19 protein-coding genes are annotated in these 16,360 nt (G+C 69.8%); 17 read left to right on the top strand and 2 right to left on the bottom strand.

Translation table 11 applies throughout. The features are described 5' to 3' along the window. The first annotated feature begins 42 nt into the window (after positions 1 to 42). Positions 43 to 801: a hypothetical protein gene (locus J7I97_RS04475; RefSeq protein WP_214931056.1), complete on the top strand. Its 759-nt coding sequence runs from the start codon at positions 43 to 45 to the stop codon at positions 799 to 801. Positions 802 to 922: 121 nt separating this feature from the next. Further along, on the top strand, positions 923 to 1,381 hold the full coding sequence (locus tag J7I97_RS04470; protein WP_214931055.1) for a hypothetical protein: 459 nt from the start codon (positions 923 to 925) through the stop codon (positions 1,379 to 1,381). 153 nt (positions 1,382 to 1,534) lie between these two features. On the opposite strand, the gene J7I97_RS40160 is transcribed toward J7I97_RS04470, so the two are convergent. Together J7I97_RS40160 and J7I97_RS04460 are read right to left on the bottom strand one after the other, a co-directional pair. Continuing rightward, complete coding sequence (locus J7I97_RS40160; RefSeq protein WP_374195437.1) at positions 1,535 to 1,759, bottom strand: hypothetical protein; 225 nt, start codon at positions 1,757 to 1,759, stop codon at positions 1,535 to 1,537. Between the two features lie 447 nt (positions 1,760 to 2,206). Then, a complete protein-coding gene (locus tag J7I97_RS04460) occupies positions 2,207 to 2,962 on the bottom strand; it encodes a hypothetical protein (RefSeq protein WP_214931054.1) in 756 nt (251 codons plus the stop codon). Positions 2,963 to 3,097: 135 nt separating this feature from the next. On the opposite strand from J7I97_RS04460, the gene J7I97_RS04455 reads away from it, so the two are divergent. The 15 genes from J7I97_RS04455 to ddaH all read left to right on the top strand — a co-directional run bounded on the left by J7I97_RS04455 (position 3,098) and on the right by ddaH (position 16,294). Then, on the top strand, positions 3,098 to 3,289 hold the full coding sequence (locus J7I97_RS04455) for a hypothetical protein (protein WP_214931053.1): 192 nt from the start codon (positions 3,098 to 3,100) through the stop codon (positions 3,287 to 3,289). 220 nt (positions 3,290 to 3,509) lie between these two features. After that, positions 3,510 to 4,070, top strand: a complete 561-nt coding sequence (locus tag J7I97_RS04450; RefSeq protein ID WP_214931052.1) for a hypothetical protein — start codon at positions 3,510 to 3,512, stop codon at positions 4,068 to 4,070. Positions 4,071 to 4,243: 173 nt separating this feature from the next. Then, the gene (locus tag J7I97_RS04445; RefSeq protein ID WP_214931051.1) at positions 4,244 to 4,420 is read left to right on the top strand and encodes a hypothetical protein; all 177 of its coding nucleotides are present in this window, start codon (positions 4,244 to 4,246) and stop codon (positions 4,418 to 4,420) included. Positions 4,421 to 4,687: 267 nt separating this feature from the next. Further along, the gene (locus tag J7I97_RS04440) at positions 4,688 to 5,788 is read left to right on the top strand and encodes an FAD-binding oxidoreductase (protein WP_214931050.1); all 1,101 of its coding nucleotides are present in this window, start codon (positions 4,688 to 4,690) and stop codon (positions 5,786 to 5,788) included. Between the two features lie 81 nt (positions 5,789 to 5,869). After that, positions 5,870 to 6,790 (top strand): dihydrodipicolinate synthase family protein, encoded by a 921-nt coding sequence (locus J7I97_RS04435; protein ID WP_214931049.1) that lies wholly within the window; start codon positions 5,870 to 5,872, stop codon positions 6,788 to 6,790. After that, on the top strand, positions 6,787 to 7,173 hold the full coding sequence (locus J7I97_RS04430; RefSeq protein ID WP_214931048.1) for an L-rhamnose mutarotase: 387 nt from the start codon (positions 6,787 to 6,789) through the stop codon (positions 7,171 to 7,173). Before J7I97_RS04435 ends, J7I97_RS04430 begins: the two co-directional genes overlap by 4 nt. Positions 7,174 to 7,178: 5 nt before the next feature. After that, the gene (locus J7I97_RS39805) at positions 7,179 to 8,204 is read left to right on the top strand and encodes a hypothetical protein (protein ID WP_214931047.1); all 1,026 of its coding nucleotides are present in this window, start codon (positions 7,179 to 7,181) and stop codon (positions 8,202 to 8,204) included. Next, positions 8,191 to 8,988 carry an HAD family hydrolase gene (locus tag J7I97_RS04420; RefSeq protein WP_214931046.1) on the top strand — a complete coding sequence of 266 codons (798 nt, stop codon included), beginning with the start codon at positions 8,191 to 8,193 and terminating at the stop codon, positions 8,986 to 8,988. Before J7I97_RS39805 ends, J7I97_RS04420 begins: the two co-directional genes overlap by 14 nt. Further along, complete coding sequence (locus tag J7I97_RS04415; RefSeq protein ID WP_214931045.1) at positions 8,985 to 9,707, top strand: SDR family oxidoreductase; 723 nt, start codon at positions 8,985 to 8,987, stop codon at positions 9,705 to 9,707. Before J7I97_RS04420 ends, J7I97_RS04415 begins: the two co-directional genes overlap by 4 nt. A gap of 14 nt (positions 9,708 to 9,721) precedes the next feature. Continuing rightward, entirely contained in the window at positions 9,722 to 10,522 is an 801-nt protein-coding gene (locus tag J7I97_RS04410) for an SDR family oxidoreductase (RefSeq protein ID WP_214931044.1), read from the top strand. Then, positions 10,512 to 11,753: an MFS transporter gene (locus J7I97_RS04405; protein WP_214931043.1), complete on the top strand. Its 1,242-nt coding sequence runs from the start codon at positions 10,512 to 10,514 to the stop codon at positions 11,751 to 11,753. Before J7I97_RS04410 ends, J7I97_RS04405 begins: the two co-directional genes overlap by 11 nt. Before the next feature lie 2 nt (positions 11,754 to 11,755). Then, the gene (locus tag J7I97_RS04400) at positions 11,756 to 13,021 is read left to right on the top strand and encodes an ATP-grasp domain-containing protein (protein ID WP_214931042.1); all 1,266 of its coding nucleotides are present in this window, start codon (positions 11,756 to 11,758) and stop codon (positions 13,019 to 13,021) included. Then, the gene (locus J7I97_RS04395; protein WP_214931041.1) at positions 13,018 to 14,265 is read left to right on the top strand and encodes an acetyl-CoA carboxylase biotin carboxylase subunit family protein; all 1,248 of its coding nucleotides are present in this window, start codon (positions 13,018 to 13,020) and stop codon (positions 14,263 to 14,265) included. Before J7I97_RS04400 ends, J7I97_RS04395 begins: the two co-directional genes overlap by 4 nt. Continuing rightward, positions 14,262 to 15,131, top strand: coding sequence for a hypothetical protein (locus J7I97_RS04390; RefSeq protein WP_214931040.1), 870 nt, complete (start codon positions 14,262 to 14,264; stop codon positions 15,129 to 15,131). Before J7I97_RS04395 ends, J7I97_RS04390 begins: the two co-directional genes overlap by 4 nt. Before the next feature lie 290 nt (positions 15,132 to 15,421). Then, positions 15,422 to 16,294 carry a dimethylargininase gene (gene ddaH, locus J7I97_RS04385; protein ID WP_214931039.1) on the top strand — a complete coding sequence of 291 codons (873 nt, stop codon included), beginning with the start codon at positions 15,422 to 15,424 and terminating at the stop codon, positions 16,292 to 16,294. Positions 16,295 to 16,360 lie beyond the last annotated feature (66 nt).

Here is a 16,360-nt window from a genome sequence, read left to right as displayed (position 1 = left end):
TCACGATCTACAGCTGGAGTATTAGATGAGGTGGCATTCACCATGAGACTCACCCTGGACGGCGACTGGACCGTCTCAACGACGGGCGAACCGCTGGGCATCACCCCGAGTTTCAATTTTCGGGACTTCTGTGTGCGCATCGTGCCGTACGCGAACGTGAAGGAACGGGGGCGGTTCCTTATGAGCACTTTCGGCAGTGCGGCGTGGCTATGGGACACCCCCGACGAGCTCCGGTTCGATCCTGTCAGCCGCGAACTGGTCGGTGCCGAGTTCCAGATCGCTGGCGAGGCCGCCGCTGCCGAGGACGCTGCCCGCGTTCCCGCCACACCCCTCGCCCAATCGGCCGGTCTTCGCGCGGACGAGGCCCGGGACTTCCGGCTGGAGGTGACCACGGAGCTCTGTCGCGCGCCCGGGGACACCGTACTCACCTGCCTACGCGACCTCGACGTCCTCGACGAGCCGCTGGCAGCCCGCATCGGCATCGCCCCCGACGTGGCGCTCCTCGTCCAGCAGAGCACCGTGGTCGGCTGGAGCCTCACCGACCCGGTGAGGTACCTGACCAGCGGCTTCGCCGTCCCCGACCCGGCTCCCCCCATCCCGGCCACCCGGATCCTGTTCACCGAATGCCTGGACATCATCACCACCCCGATACTCGACGAGGTGAGGGACAGGAACCCGGCCGCCCTGGCCAGACTCCGGGAGCTCGACGACAGCCTGCGCAACCAGCGCGAGGACCGGCACCGGGTCGACGCCCTGACCGCGTGGATCGCCGACCTGGTGGAGGATTATGGGAACTGGTGACGGCCGGCCGGGGAAGCAAGGCCGAGGGTGGTGACCGGAATTCCGCGAGGACATCGGGGAGGGCAGGATGCCTGGCAGGTTCGGCAACCTGGCCCAGGGGTGTGGATCAGATGAGGCGGGAATGACCATGAAACTGTCGTTCGACGGCGACTGGCACGCAACGGTGACGGACGAACCGCTGCACATCACTCCCCGCTTCACCGGCCACGCCTCCGTGGACGTTGCGCGCTACGCGGATGCGAGGGAGCGTGAGCGGTTCCTCGCGGACACCTTCGGCAGCCAGGACCGGCTGTGGGACGCGCCTGACATCCTCCGGTTCGACAAGGACAGCCGAGCCCTGGTCGGGGCACAATTCCAGAGGCCGTACGGGTCCGTTCACGCCGAGAACGCCGACCCGGGTTCCCGTCATGCCCGCGGTACGCCCCCGGCGGGCTCCGCGCGGACGAGGTCCAGGGCTACCTGCAGGCCCCACTGCAACCAGCCGGTCACCATCGTCGCTCTGCTGGCGACGCCGGAGGCCGCCCGGCCCACAGTCCCCAGCGGGCTTCCCGACGTCGTTCCGCTTCGCCGGGCTCCCTGAATTGACTGCCCGCTGAGGCACATGATCAACGGCCCCGCCGACCTGACGGTCGGCGGGGCCCACTCATGCTCTTCGCTCCCCACCTTCCCCACACCGTTCAAGCACCAACGACCTGAGGCGAGGAGCGTCTGCGGCCGTGTTCAAAGATCCCCATTAGAGGTCCGAGATGCGCGGGCCGCCTGACTGGACGCGTCGCGCGACGAGTTCGAACAGGGCGCTGCCGTCGATCTCGTCCTGAAGGTAACGGGCGGGCCGCTGGGCGACCCAGCGGACGGTGGTGTGCGGGGTGAAGTCGGCCGCGATCTGGGCTGCGGAATTGCCGCCGCCCACCACGATGACGCGCTGGCCGGCGTAGTCCCAGGGGCTGCGGTAGTCCACCGTGTGGTGCTGGCGGCCCCGGAAGTGCTCGCGGCGCGGAGACAGCGGGCAGGAAGGGACGCCACCAAGTTCCGGTCGCGCTGATCAAGGCGATGGCCGTGAAGGCGTCGGAGTCGGTTTCGGCGCTGGCCCGCATCGCGGCCTTCGTGGAGGGACTCGCAGTGGGGCCCACGTAAGCCCGACTCATGGCCAGGGAGTGTCTTCGACCTCGCCAGCGAAGCCGCGCATCCTCGACAGGTTCTGGTGTGGTCCTCGGTAGCTCAGTGACTCGAAGACCAGCAGGGATAGGTAGTGCCGAGTGAGCAGCCAGACCTCTGTGACGAGCCCTGGTCCGGTAGAGCTCTAGCGGACAGGGGAGTCCGATCAGCTGGCCAACTGATCTAGAGACGCACGGTACTTACTTCACCGTTGTTGAGGCAACCTCAACCATCCTGGTGGAGTGGGGGACTACTTCACGTGCCGATGCTTTGCCATGATCTCGGCCTCAAGGTATCGATGCGCTTGTACGTACTCCGCCGTCTTGCGAGCCCACTCTTTCGCCTCGCTGATTTCGCTGGCATCCTTCTCGATCACGAACAGCAGAAACTGTTCCATGGCAAAAATGATGTTCATCCAGTCGCCAAACGTGGATGTGATGTCATCCTTGAGTGAGAATTTGCCGTTCCAGATCTCAGCTATCCGATTGGCCGGGATCGCCGGTCGGGTGAACGATGTCAAAATATATGGGCTCTCCGACCTCATTTCTGTCAGCAGTAGGTTCAGGGTGCGCATCAGCTCTTTATGGCTTGCTCGCGCCAACTTGGACAGGATCTGAAACTTTGTTACTTCCGACTGGACATGGACCAGCTGCGGCGGAACGTAGAGGTGCTGGCTTTCCTTGGAGCCAATGACCGGCGCTGCGGAGGGTTGGCTGTCCGGACTGCCGACTTGTCCGCGCTGACTCTCGTGTCGAGCCTTCTCCAGGCGACGCAGCCATACTTCAGGGTTGCCACCCCAGTGCTTAGCGAGCAACTGCATGGTGTCTCGGCTGGGGAGTCGAGGGTGTGTCCTGGCCGTGATCGCCTTGACCGTCGACACGCCGATTCCTGTGGCCTTGGTCGTCTCCTTGTAGCCCCCTGCGGTGCCGGCAGCGCTTCGGAAGGAGCGCAGATGCGCGGCGAAGTCTCGGACCGCGGGATGGACCTCCCCTGCCGCCTGCTCCATCAATCCCCCTGCGACGCGTCTCGCTTCGTCTCACGCCCGTCTCGACCTAGCTCGGATCCTAACGAGGCCCTGCTCCCTGGTGGATCGTGATCGACAGGAACCAGTGCGACGCGGGAGGTAGGCCAGGAGATGAGCATGGACCAGCTACTCAAGCTGCTCGCCATGGTGGAGGCGGCGTTGATCGTAGGGCTACTGCGGATGATCTTCGATCTTCTCGATGGCGGCGTTGCCCCAGGGATCGTTCGCGCGTCCCTCAAGACCGGTAGCGCCTGGGCGTTCTGCACGACGCTAACGCTCTTGATCTTGCTCTTTACCGCCTTCAGGTAGCAGTTCCCAGGAACCATGCAGCCCCTGAACATGTGGTCCCGCCCCGTGTTGTTGCTCAAATAGCAGATGCTTGGCGGCTGGGCCGACTTGGTGGGTCGAACCTCGGCTTCGCCTGGATGATCCGCAGGTCAAGTCGATCTTTACTCGTTCTTTGAGTCGTCCAGTTCTGCAAGCCGGCCCCCGCGCCGGACGGAGGGCACGACAGGCCGGGGCATCAGCGGTGAGTGCCGGTGACAAGGTCCGGGAGGCCGTCACCGACGTCACCGGCATCGAGTGGCCCGCCGCCGACGTGGGCAGGCTGCGCGCCATCGCGAAGGCCTGGCGCACGTTCGCCGACGACATGGAAGACGTCACCGCGGCCGCCAACAAGGCTGCTCAGGCGCTGATCCACCACAACAGCGGCGAGGCCATCTCCGCGTTCGCCGACCCCTTCTGGGCCCGGTACTACCGCGACGAGAAGGGGTGGCTGCAGGACCTGGTCGACGGCCCCCGTTCCCTGGCGGACGGGATCGACCAGTACGCCGATGCCGTTGCCGACGCGAGGAAGAAACTCGACCGCGAACTGGAGATCGCCGGCGCAGTCATCGTCGCCGGCACGGCCCTGGCGTTCTTCACCCTTGGCGCCACCGAGGTGGCTGCGGCCGCGGCCACCGCCACCATCGTCGAGCTGGCTGCCACGGTGGGCGTAGCCCTCACGACCGAGGTCGCCACCATCGCCGGCACCGTCTTCGCGACCGCGGCGTGCGGGAGATTATTATCAACCAATCCCAGGGATGAGTAGCGAATAGCCCTCACGGCTTGGAGCTTGATGCCCGGCCGGCCCGTGGGAGGATCTGCCCGGTCGTTCTTCCGGGTAACCCGGGTCGGCCTCGCCTCGGAAGGCGCCTCCTGCCTCCTCGCCGACGTCTCCGGCACCTGTGGCCGCGCCCTGGCGGGACGCACCATCACCCAGCCATGGACTTCGCGGAACTGCTCCTCATGGAGGCCAACGTCGTGGTGGTCGCCGGCGCCGGCTTCGCCGCCACGCGTCCGAGTCGAAGCGGCTCGGCCCTGTCGGGGTCGGCCGGCGTCGGGATGGGGCCGTCCGGGAGCCGGGCCGGGGACGACTGTGGATCAGTCGGCTCGGCTTAGCTTTCGCAGACAATGCCCGGTTTGCCATGCCTCCTGGCGGCTTGGGGTTGGCCGGGTTCGGTCGACCTGACAAAGCACTACCTGTGCTGCTCGACTGGGCTTGGACGGCCGACTTAGCTTCCTCGTGTCGCGATCATGCCGATCACCTACGGGTCACCGTGTTCCTAATCCGCAAAACGGAGCGAACGTGTCCGGAGTCTGATCGGCCGGGGGGAGGGCTGTTCATGTGTGTCACTGATGAGGCCGATGGCATCGGGTGTGGCCGTCGTGGCTGAGTCACCGGCCCCCCGCGCCGACGTGGTGGTGATCGGCGCCGGTGTTCTCGGGGCGGCGGTTTTCCACGAACTCGCCGACCGTGGGGCGTCCGTGCTCCTGGTCGAGCGTGACCGGGGCGGGCTGGGCACCACCGCGTGGAGCGGCGGCATCGTGCGCTGCTACCACGACGACCCGGCCCAGCTGGAACGGGCCGTCATCGGCTGGCAGTACTTCCGGGAGTTCGGCGCCCGGACCGGGATCGACGTGCCCTTCGTCGAGAGCGGCTTCCTCTACGTTCCGCACCCGAGCCGGCTGGAGCACGCCCGGGCCCTGGTCGAAGGCGCTGCCGAGGACAACAGCAAGGGCACCGCCGAAGCGCCCATGGAGTGGCTGTCGTCCGCCGAGGCGGATCGCAGGTTCGGCCATCTCCTGAACCGTTCCGTCGACGGGGCGGTATGGGAGCCGCGTGCGGGGTACCTCGACCCGCTGGACGTCACCCGCGCCTATCTCGCCGCCGGCCGGCGGAAGGGCGGCCGGGTGCTGGAAGGCGTCGAGGCGCACGGCGTCCTGCGGGCCGGGGGCCGTCTGCGCGGGGTGAACACCGGCATCGGTGCGATCTCGGCGGACACCGTGGTCCTGGCCACGGGCGCCGCCACCCCGGGACTGCTCGACTCCTGGGGCATCGGGCACGACCTGTGGGCGCAGGCGATCCAGGTCGAACTGCGTCTGCCGGACGGCCCGGTGGACGGCCACCCCGCGTACATGGACGACGAGTACGACATCAACGGGCGGCCGGACCCCGAGTCCTCCGGGATGCTGCTCGGCCACCCCACCGGACAGCGCGTCGAGGGCCGGACCGGGGGGCTCCCCGCGGATCCCGGCCAGGTGCGGCGGGCCGTGGCCGCCGGCTCCGCCCGCTTCCGCTGGGCCGCCGGCAGCGCCCCGCTCGGCAGCCTCCGGGCCGCCGAGTGCTACGCCCCGGACTCCCTGGCCCGCGTGGCACGGGTCCCCGGTGAGACCGGACTCCTACTCGCCACGGGATTCAACGGCGGCGGTTTCAAGATGGCCCCCTGGGCGGCCGGGGAAATCGCCCGGCTCGTCGCCGGTGAATGAACAGCGCCACACAACTCCACCCAGCTACGTAAAGCCACACAGCTACATGACCTCCCACCTAGAACTGGAAGACAAAAGCGAATGGCGAAGCAGGTAAAAGGCGTTCTGCCTGTCATCCTCATGCCCTATACCGAAGGCGGCGCCGCCATTGACGAGGAGGATTTCCTCGCACAGGCGGACCACATTTTCGCAGCCGGCTGCGACGGCTTCGTCGTGGGCCAGGTCTCGGAAGTCCTGCGGCTGACCCACGAGGAGCGGCTCCAGGTCGCCGAATTGTCGGCCAAGGCCGCCCAGGGCCGCGGTATTTCGGTGATGAGCACCGGCGCGGAGTCCCCCGAGGCCGCCGTGGCGTACTCCCGCCACGCGCAGCAGGTCGGCGTCGACGCGCTGCTGGTCATGCACCCGGCGACGATTCCGCTCGGCGACGACGGGATGGTGGAGTACTACAGCGCCGTCATCGAGTCCGTCGACATCCCGGTGATCATCCACCACGCCAAGAGCCTGGCCAAGCAGCCCCTGAGCATCGAAGCCCAGGTCCGGCTGCTGGAGCAGTACGGCGAGGAGCGCGTGCTGTTCAAGCCGGAGGCGCAGCCGACTCCGCCGCGCGTCAGCCAGCTGCGCGACGCCACCGGGGGACGGGCCCGCATCTTCGAGGGCGACGGCGGCATGATGCTGCTCGACTGCCACCGGCGCGGCCTGGCTGGCACCATTCCCGCCACCGAAGTCGCGGAAATCGTCTTCACTTTCTGGCAGTTGCTGGAACAGGGGCGCCGCGCGGAGGCCGAGCGAATCGGCCACGGGCTCTCGTACCTCATGTGCCACATGATGAACAGCACCGACTACTACGTCGCCATCGCGAAGCGCCTCCTCAAGGAGCGCGGAATCGTCAAGAGCACCCATGTCCGCGGCCCGAGCCGCCACATCCTCGACGACGAGACGTGGACCGAAGTCCACTCCACCTATTTCAACCTTCTCGCCCTGACCAAGGAGATCTCGATATGAAGAACCACGCCTTCACCATCCGTCTGAAGGACGCGGCCGCCGCGGAGAAGTACATCGCCCTGCACCGCGACGTCATCCCGGAGATCGTCGCCCCGGGCGGCGCGCTCGACACCATTGGCGTCCGCAAGCTCCAGATCTTCTTCATCGAGCCGCTGACCCTCTTCATGTACGTCGAGGCCGAGGACCACTTCGACCCGACCTACGACTTCCTGCGCGCCAACGACCTGCACCCCGCCGTACAGGCGTGGGACGACATGATGCACACCGACGGCGGCCTGCTGGTCCGCCACCCGGGCAACGACGCCAAGCTCAACTGGGCCGAGATGCAGCGCATCCACCACGTCGACTTCACCAACACGCTCCCCGACCTCGACGGGAAGTGACCGCCGTGGACCGCAATGGGCTGACGGTCCTCGACTGCACGCTTCGGGACGGCGGTTACTACAGCAACTGGAACTTCGACACCGCGCTGGTGGAGGAGTACCTGGCCGCCTGTCCCGGGCTCGGGATCGACGTGGTCGAGCTGGGATACGTCCGCTTCAAGGAGGGCCATTTCGGTCCGTACGGGCAACTCCCCGCAGGCCTGACCCCCAACCTGCGCGAGGCTCTTCCCGCAGGCCACCGGCTCCGCTTCGCGGTCATGGTGGACGGCACGGATCTCGCCGGGCCTCCCGCCGGCGAGGTGGGCCGTCTGCTGGCCGAGAAGCTGGCGCCCGGCTCCCTCCCGGTCGAGATGGTGCGGGTCGCCGTGCGCTACGACCGGGTGGCGGGCGTCACCGAAGCGGTGGCGTCGCTGCGCGAGGCCGGATACGCGGTCTGCCTCAACCTGATGCAGATCGACCTGGCCACGGCCGAGCAGGCCGACACCTGCCTGGCCGCCGTCGCCGCGATGGGCCCGCTGGAGGCGGTGTACATCGCCGACTCCCTGGGCTCCCTGCGCCCGGAGCGCACCGCCGAGCTGGTGCGGGCATTCCGGGACGGCCAGAGCGCGCCGGTGGGCATCCACGCCCACGACAACCAGGGGTTCGCCCTCCACAACACGGTCATCGCCGCCGAGGCCGGGGCGACCTGGCTGGACGGCACCGTCCACGGCATGGGCCGCGGAGCCGGCAACACGCGCACCGAGCAGCTGCTCGCAGTCCTCGGTGACGGCCCCGAGCGGCTCCAGCCGTTGATGGACCTTGTGGTGCGGCACTTCCACCCGCTGATGGACAAGTACCGCTGGGGGCCGAGCGGCCTCTACGCGATCGCCGGGATGCGCGACGTACACCCCACGTACGTCCAGCGCATCGAGGAGCACACCGCCCTCGCGGCCGACGAGAAGCTGAGCGCGCTCGGGTTCCTGGGGGATGCCTCGGCGTCCGCGTTCTCCACGGACGTGTTCGACGAGGCCCTCGCCCATGCCAGTGCGTGAGCGGCGGCTGGAGGACGTCCTGGCCGGCTATCCGGTCGTCGTCTTCGACCTCGACGGGGTGATCGTCGACTCCAACGAGCTGAAGGCCGACTGCGTCCGCGAGGTGTTCGCGGGCTTCCCCGGGGAGCTGGTCGAAGGGTTCGTGGCGGAGTTCCGCCGCACCTTCGGCCGTTCCCGGCGGGCCCACTTCGCCGCCTTCCATTCCGGGGGGATGGAACGCGGCCTGGCGGGACCGGACTTCGAGGAGTTCTACGAGCGCTACGCCGGGGCCTACGCCGCACTGCTGGCCGAGCGCTACCCGCGGGCACCCCTGTGCGCCCACGCCGAGCGGCTGGTCACCGCGCTGTCCGCACGCGGCGTACCGCTGCACGTGGCGACGGGCACCCTCACCGCCGAGGCGGTGGGGGTGCTCGGCGGGGCGGGGCTGCTCGGGGCATTCCGTTCGGTTCTGGGGGGTGAGGAGCCGAAGTCGCGCCGGCTGGCGCAGATCCTCGCCAGGGCCGGCGCCGATCCGCGGGAGGCCGTACTGATCGGCGACTCGCGGCAGGACGCCCTGGCCGCGGACGAGGCCGGGACGGACTTCCTCCTGGTGACCCGGTACGGGTTCTTCCCGCCCGAGCAGGTCCTCCACGACCGGCCCGGACGGGCCGCGCGGACCGTCACCGACCTCGACCCGGACGGTCCGGTCCACGAGTCACCGGCTCCAGCAGCCATAGCAGGCATAGCAGGCATAGCAACCGCAGCAGTCACAGCAGTCACAGCAGTCACAGCACCCAGAGGATGACCGTGAACGACAGCAGCAAGCAGCCGGTGGTCGTCTCCGGCGTGACCAAGGGCCTGGGCCGGGCCCTGATCAGGCGCTTCGCCGCGCTGGGTCACCCGGTGGCCGGCTGCGGCCGCGACGCCGAAGCCCTCGCCGGGCTCGAAACCGAGCTCGAAGCCGAGCTCGGCGAGGGGCGCCACCGCCTCGACCGCGTCGACGTCACCGACGCCGGCCAGGTCGAGGCGTGGGCGGAGGCGGTCCGGCGTGAACTCGGGGCGCCCGGCCTGGTCATCGCCAACGCGGGTGCCATCAACGCCCCCGCGCCGCTGTGGGAGGTCCCGCCGGCCGAGTTCGACGCGGTGATGCGGGTGAACGTGGGCGGCGTGTACGCGATGGCGCGGGCCTTCGTGCCCCGCATCGCCGACGGCGGCACGCTCGTCAACATCTCCTCCGGCTGGGGCCGCAACCCCCGGGCCATGCTCGCCACCTACACCGCCAGCAAGTTCGCCGTCGAAGGCCTCACCCGGGCCCTCGCCCAGGAAGCCGCCCAGCTCCGGCCGGGCGTGCGGGTCGTGGCCCTCGACCCCGGCGGCGGCATCAACACCGACATGCTCGCGACCTGCCTCCCGGACGAGCACGACCAGTACCCCACACCCGACGAATGGGCCGGGACCGCCGCCGACTACCTGCTCCACCGGCTGCCCGTCGAGCGCTCAGAAGCCAACCTCATCTTGAGCTAAGGAACGCAACGCATATGAAGAACACGCGTGTTGTCGTCACGGGTGCGGCCCGCGACTTCGGCAGGACGCTGGCGATCCGCCTGGCCGCCCTGGGCGCCGAGGTCTTCCTCTCGGCCCGCAGCCTGAAGGCGGCCGAGGCGACCCGGGACGAGATCCTCGCGCTCGGCCACACCAAGGTCCACGCGTTCGCCTGCGACGTGAGCGAGCCGGAGTCGGTCCGTGCGTTCGCCGAGCAGGTGAGCCGGGTCACGGACCGGGTGGACATCCTGCTGAACAACGGCGCCCGCTGGCTCGACGGCTTCGACCTGGAGTCGGCCACCGACGACGAGATCATGGCCACGATCACCTCGGGCGGCGCCGGCACGGTGCTGATGACCAAGCACTTCCTGCCCCTGCTGCGCGCCTCGCAGCGGGCCGACATCGTCAACATCGTCTCGATGGTGGCGAGCGGCCGCAGCGACTCCAGCGGGGCCAACCCGGCGTTCTACGCGGCCAAGGCGGCCCAGGCGAACTTCGCCGAGATCATGTCCCAGCGGCTGCGCCCGCAGGGCGTGCGGGTCATCTCGCTGTACCCGCCGGACTTCCGCAACGTGGACCCGCTGAGTGCGGACTGGGAGAGCACCGACCGCGGTCCGGGGACCGAGCTCACGGCCCAGTCGCTGCTCGACTGCATCCTCTTCGCCGTCGGCCAGCCCCGCGACTGCTTCATCCGCACCTTCGGCTTCGAGTCGATGCCCGCCGCGCCCGCCGCCCCCGCCGCGCCCGCCGCGCCCGCCGCGCCCGCCGCGCCCGAAGGCAGCCCCGATGTGGCGTGACAAGTACCGCCAGGTGCTGGGCGTCCCGGGCTTCCGCTCGGTGCTGCTGCTCGGCCTGCTGGCCAAGCTGCCGGTCGTGGCCATCCCCGTCGTCCTGACCCTCCACGTCGCCCTCGGCCTCGACCACGGCTACGGGCAGGCGGGCCTGGTGGCGGGAGCCTGGACCACGGGCGTGACCATCGGCGCGCCCTTCCAGGGCCGGTTCATCGACCGGCGCGGGCTCCGGGCCATGCTGCTGATCGCGGTCCTGGGCCAGGGGGCGTTCTGGGGCCTGGCCCCGCTGATGTCCTTCCCCGTGTTCGTGGCCGGAGCGCTGCTGTCGGGGCTGGTACTGGTCCCCGGCTCGACGGTGATCCGCCTCGCGATCGCGGGCCTGGTTCCGGAGGAGCACCGGCACACCGCCTTCGCGCTGGACTCCACCCTCTCCTCGCTGTCCTACATGGGCGGCCCCGCCCTCGCCGTGGCGGCGGCGACCCAGGTGTCCACCGAGGCCGCGCTGCTCGGCCTCGGCACGGCCCTGGTGGTCAGCAACCTCGCGCTCGTACTGCGCAACCCGCAGATGGAGAAGGACAAGGAGCCGGAGAACGAGGCGTCCGAGGCCGGCCCCGAGCCGGTGAAGACCACCGGGCTCAACTGGCTGACCCTCCCCCTGATCACCGTCTTCGCCTGCACCCTGGCGTCCGGCGCCATCATCGCGGGCTACGAGGTGGCGATCGTGGCCACGCTCCGCTCCGAAGGCAAGATCGAGTGGACGAGCCTGATCCTGCTCCTGTCCGGGATCTGCTCCGTGGCCGGCGGCCTGGTCTTCGGCGCGCTGCCGCGCAGCATGCCGGTGGCGCTGGCGACCGGGCTGCTGAGCCTGTCCGTACTGCCCCTGGGGCTGGTGGGGCACTGGTGGCTGCTCGCCGTGGCCGTCATCCCGACCGCCGTCCTGTACTCGCCGGTGTTCGCCTCGACGGCCACCGCCGCCAGCGAACTGTCCGGCAAGGGCAACCGGGCCACGGTCATGAGCATCTACGGCGCCGCGATCAGCGCTGGCAGCGCCCTGGGCGCCCCCCTCGCGGGAGCGGCCTACGACGCCTCCGGCTCCGTGGCCGCCTTCGCCGTGACCGGTGCGCTGGGGGCCGTGGTCGCGGTCCTCGCCCTGGCGGTGGTGCGCAGCCGCCCCGAGCCGGCCACCGCCCCACAGGGCGCCGAGCCGGCTCTTCAGCCCGTCCCCCAAGAGAGGTAGAGATGTCCGCTCCACTGCATGTCGTCATCGTCGACTCGTACGCGCCGACCAAGCTGCTCGCCGACGAGTTCCGCAAGGCCGGTGCGACCCTCGTGCGGGTCCAGAGCACCCGGGAGATCCCGAAGGTCTACGAAGGTTCGTTCAGCCTGGACGACTACGTGGACAACATCGTGCACGGCGGGGACCTCGCCGCCACCGCCCACGCCGTCGCCGCGTACAGCCCGGTTGCCGTCGTCGCGGGCGGCGAGGTGGGCGTCGAGTTCGCGGACGCGCTCAGCAGCGAACTGGGCCTGCCCACCAACGGGGTGGGGCTCAGCGAGGCCCGGCGGGACAAGTACGTACAGATCGAAACGGTGAAGGCAGCCGGGCTGGCCGGCGCGTACCAGAGCAAGCCCTCCTCGGCCGAGGAGCTCGCCGAGTGGCACCGCTCCGTCGGCGGCCGCATCGTGGTCAAGCCGCTGCGGAGCGCCGCCGGTGACGGCATCTTCTTCTGCGATACGCCCGAGGAGTCCGCAGCCGCCTTCGACAGGCTCGTCGGCGCCACCAACGTCTTTTCCGACGTCAACACGGGTGTCGTCGCCCAGGAGTACCTGCGCGGGACCGAGTACATGGTCAACACGGTGAGCCTGAACGGGCGCCACCACGTCACCGACATCTGGCGCACCACCCGCATCTCGGCCAACGGCGTGATCGACCTCGTCGACGCCGCGTACCTGATGCAGCGCCGTGGCGAGGTGCAGGACCAGCTGGCCGCGTACGCCGCCGGGGTCCTGGACGCGCTGGGCATCCAGCACGGCCCGGCCCACGTCGAGGTCAAGATGACCAGCCGCGGGCCGGTCCTGGTGGAGATGGGCGCCCGCATCTGCGGCGGCAACCTGCCCCACTACGCCCAGGTGACGCTCGGGGAGTCCCAGCTCGACCTCGCCGCGGCCGCCTACCTCGACCCCGAGCGCTTCCTGGAGCGCTGCGGCACCGACTACCCGAAGGGCCCGTTCATGGCCTCGGTGACGCTGGTCTCGCCGGTCGAGGGCGTCTTCGCCGGATTCCCGCACATGGACGAGCTGGAGGCCCTGGAGAGCTTCAACGACGTCCGCGGCGCCCTCCAGCCGGGACAGCCGATCCACCCCACGGTGAACGACATGGGCTACCCGCTCATGGTCACGCTCCTGCACGAGTCGGAGGAGACCGTGCTGCGCGACGCCAACACCATCCGCTACCTCGACGGCCCGGGCTTCTACGCGCTCGCGGCGGACGGCGAGCAGGAATGAACAGCGCCGAACTCGCCGCGTCCTCGCACGTCGTCGTCGTCAACCGCTGGCGCGAGCACTACGCCGACTACGCCCGCTACCTCGACCACCGGGCACACCGCGTCACCTACGTGAGCACCGAGGTGGGCCGCTCCTCGATACCGGAGGGCGCCACCGAGGTGGCCGTCGTCGAAGCCACCGACGATCTGGCCGAGGTGCGCAAGGCGGTCGACGCACTGGCGCAGCGCCACGGGGCACCGGACCGCATCGTCGCGCTGAAGGAGGACGACCTCCTGACCGGCGCCGCCCTCCGGGCGGAGTGGGGGGTTCCGGGGCCTCGGGAGGAGCAGCTGCTGCCCTTCCGGGACAAGTTCCTGATGGCGACCCGGGTGGCCGCGAGCGGGGTCGACGTACCCTCCTTCGCCCCGGCGCCCGACGGCCGGGCGGTCCTGGACTTCGCCGCGGGCAGCGGCTGGCCGGTGATCGTGAAGCCGCTGATCGGCAGCTCCAGCGCCGGTGTCGTCCGCCTCGACGGACCGGATGACCTGGCAGGGGTGTCCTTCGCCGGTGAGCCGCGCATGGTGCAGGCGTTCAACCCGCATCCGATCTTCCACGTCGACGGATCCTTCGACGGCCGGGAGCTGACCGTCGTCCGGGCCTCCCGCTACCTGAACAACTGCCTGGAGTTCCGCGGCGGCGGGGTGCTGGGCTCGGTGGAGGAGAGCGACCCGGAGACCAGCGCGGCCGTCGCCGCCTTCGCCGTGCGCGTGCTGCGTGCGCTGACGGACCGGCCGACCGTGTTCCACCTTGAGGTCTTCCTCGACCCGGCCACCCGGACCTGCTCCTTCCTGGAGGTCGGGGCCCGGGTGGGCGGTGCGGAGATCCCGCTGCTGTGGCGGGAGGTGCACGGCCGGGACCTGATGGCGACGGCGTTCCGCAACCAGCTGGGCCTGCCGCCGGTACCGGAAGCCCAGGCCCAGTCCCCGGGCAGCGGCGGCGAGACGGCCGGCTGGCTGCTCGTCCCCGCGCCGGAGAGCCGGCCCTGCCGGATCACCGAAGTCACCCCGATGGTCGGCCGGCAGCCGGGCCCGTACGCAGAGGCGCTGCTGACCCCGGGCGAGGTGCTGCCGGAGGCGGATTCCTACTACGAGCACGTGGGCGGCAGGTTCCGGTTCCGGGGCCCGTCCACCAGCGCCGTTGAGGAGGCCATCCGCCTGACCGCGGCCGCCTTCCGGGTGAGCGCGGAACCGGCGGTGTCCCCGTGACGGACAGCAAAGTCGTCCAGCACGAGACCGTACGGGCCGCCGATCCGGACCTGGCCTTCGAGACGGCCGTGTTCTCCGACCCGCTCGCCCTCTCCCGGTATCTGGAGGAGCAGGGCGACACCACCAAGGTGCTGCGGCCGGAGTTCACCGCCAACACGGGGTCCGCGCTCTTCTCCCGCCCGGGACAGCCGGTCGCGCCGGAGGAGCTCGCCGGGCTCTGGGAGGGCGGCGGCCGGGTCATCGTCCACGACTTCGTTCCCGGTACGCCGTACTTCGCCAACGGCGTGGTCGTCGACGGGGAGCTGCGGCTGACCGACACCTGGCGGTGCTTCAGCCTGGACGAGGGCCCGCGCATGCTGCTCACCGCTGTGGTGAACGCCCTTCCCGGCTCGCTCGAAGTCAAGCTGCTGGAGCAGGCGTTGCAGACGCTGGTCACCGCATCGGGTGTGCGCGGCGGCCCCGTCTGCTTCGAGGCGGTGCTGAGCGGCGACGACCGGGTCAAGGTGGTGAAGTACGCCTACCGCATCGCGGGCGAACCCCTGCCGAGGCTCTGCGGCCTCCTGGGGGTCGCCGGCCAGAGCGGGGACGCGGCGCAGACCCCGGACGGGTTCGTGGCCGACTACGCGTTCATCGTCCAGCGCGGCGGCACCCTGACGGGATTCCGCGGCCTGGACGAGGTACGGCGCCTCACCTCGTACAGCGGTGACCTCTTCATGCCCGCCCCCGGCGAACGCGTCCAGCGGACGGTGGGCGAGGGCGGCGGCGCCGCGGTCCTCCTGCGGCACCCGGACGAGGCGACCCTCCTGGCCGATCTCCAGTACCTCCAGGAGCGCAATCGCGCCGGCGTCTTCGACGTGGCGGACTGAGCGGCAGCCCCCACGCACGCCCGAACCGGCCTGTGCCGCACCGGCCTGTGCCGAACCGCCTTGTGCCGACCAGGCCTGAACCGACCAGGCCTGAACCGACCAGGCCTGAACCGACCAGGCCTGAACCGACCAGGCCTGAACCGACCAGGCCTGAACCGACCAGGCCTGAACCGACCAGGCCTGAACCGACCAGGCCTGAACCGACCAGGCCTGTGCCGAACCCGCCGGCGCAGGCGCACACCCCGCGCCTTCGACGGCCTCATTCCTCATCACCTCAGAAGGAGACTTCCATGCCCTACTCGGAGCCCATCAACCCGGCCGGCCGTCCCCAGCCCGCCGCGGCCCCCGTGCCGCAGCGGGTGGCGAAGAGCAGGCGCCTCCTCATGTGCCCGCCCAGCCACTTCGACGTCACCTACTCCATCAACCCGTGGATGGAGCCCGAGAAGCCGTCGGACCGCGACAGCGCGCAGCTCCAGTGGGACCGCCTCCACGACCTCTACCGCGAGCTCGGCCACACCGTCGAGCTGATCGACCCGATGCCCGGACTCCCCGACATGGTGTTCGCGGCCAACGGCGCCACCGTCGTCGACGGAAAGGTCCTCGGCGCGCGCTTCCGGCACATGGAGCGCACCGCGGAGGGCCCCGGCTACCTCTCCTGGTTCCGCGAGCAGGGCTACACGGACATCCTGTGGCCGGAGTACATCAACGAGGGCGAGGGCGACTACCTGCTCGTGGGCCGCCGCCTGCTCGCCGGCACCGGATTCCGCACCGATGTCCGCTCGCACGCCGAGGCCCAGGAGTTCTTCGGGGTCCCGGTCACCGGTCTGACGCTGGTGGACCCGCGCTTCTACCACCTGGACACCGCACTCGCGGTGCTCTCGGACGACGAGGTCATGTACTACCCCGAGGCGTTCTCCGCCGGCAGCCAGGCCGTGCTGCGGGAGCTCTACCCGGACGCCGTCATCGCGACGGCGCAGGACGCCGAGGTCTTCGGGCTCAACGCCTTCTCCGACGGCCGGCACGTGCTGCTGTCCAGCGCCGCGACCCACCTCATCGGCGAGCTGAAGAGCCGCGGGTTCGAGCCGATCGGCGTCGACCTCCCCGAGCTGCTCAAGGCCGGGGGCGGCGCCAAGTGCTGCACGTTGGAGCTGCGCGACCGGTGATCACGCCGACTGCCCCGCCCCTTCCCTCCGCGTCCGCGTTTCCCCTTCCCGTTTCCGTTTCCGAAA

Origin of the sequence: Streptomyces sp. ISL-87 (genome assembly GCF_018614095.1) — a bacterium.
Taxonomy (GTDB): Bacteria; Actinomycetota; Actinomycetes; order Streptomycetales; family Streptomycetaceae; genus Streptomyces.
This window is presented reverse-complemented; position numbering and strand designations above follow the sequence as displayed.

Coding starts and splice junctions, on each gene's coding strand:
- J7I97_RS04475 (WP_214931056.1), top strand. CDS start 43: ATGAGACTCACCCTGGACGGCGACTGGACCGTCTCAACGACGGGCGAA.
- J7I97_RS04470 (WP_214931055.1), top strand. CDS start 923: ATGACCATGAAACTGTCGTTCGACGGCGACTGGCACGCAACGGTGACG.
- J7I97_RS04460 (WP_214931054.1), bottom strand. CDS start 2,962: ATGGAGCAGGCGGCAGGGGAGGTCCATCCCGCGGTCCGAGACTTCGCC.
- J7I97_RS04455 (WP_214931053.1), top strand. CDS start 3,098: ATGGACCAGCTACTCAAGCTGCTCGCCATGGTGGAGGCGGCGTTGATC.
- J7I97_RS04445 (WP_214931051.1), top strand. CDS start 4,244: ATGGACTTCGCGGAACTGCTCCTCATGGAGGCCAACGTCGTGGTGGTC.
- J7I97_RS04435 (WP_214931049.1), top strand. CDS start 5,870: ATGGCGAAGCAGGTAAAAGGCGTTCTGCCTGTCATCCTCATGCCCTAT.
- J7I97_RS04430 (WP_214931048.1), top strand. CDS start 6,787: ATGAAGAACCACGCCTTCACCATCCGTCTGAAGGACGCGGCCGCCGCG.
- J7I97_RS04420 (WP_214931046.1), top strand. CDS start 8,191: ATGCCAGTGCGTGAGCGGCGGCTGGAGGACGTCCTGGCCGGCTATCCG.
- J7I97_RS04415 (WP_214931045.1), top strand. CDS start 8,985: ATGACCGTGAACGACAGCAGCAAGCAGCCGGTGGTCGTCTCCGGCGTG.
- J7I97_RS04410 (WP_214931044.1), top strand. CDS start 9,722: ATGAAGAACACGCGTGTTGTCGTCACGGGTGCGGCCCGCGACTTCGGC.
- J7I97_RS04405 (WP_214931043.1), top strand. CDS start 10,512: ATGTGGCGTGACAAGTACCGCCAGGTGCTGGGCGTCCCGGGCTTCCGC.
- J7I97_RS04400 (WP_214931042.1), top strand. CDS start 11,756: ATGTCCGCTCCACTGCATGTCGTCATCGTCGACTCGTACGCGCCGACC.
- J7I97_RS04395 (WP_214931041.1), top strand. CDS start 13,018: ATGAACAGCGCCGAACTCGCCGCGTCCTCGCACGTCGTCGTCGTCAAC.
- ddaH (WP_214931039.1), top strand. CDS start 15,422: ATGCCCTACTCGGAGCCCATCAACCCGGCCGGCCGTCCCCAGCCCGCC.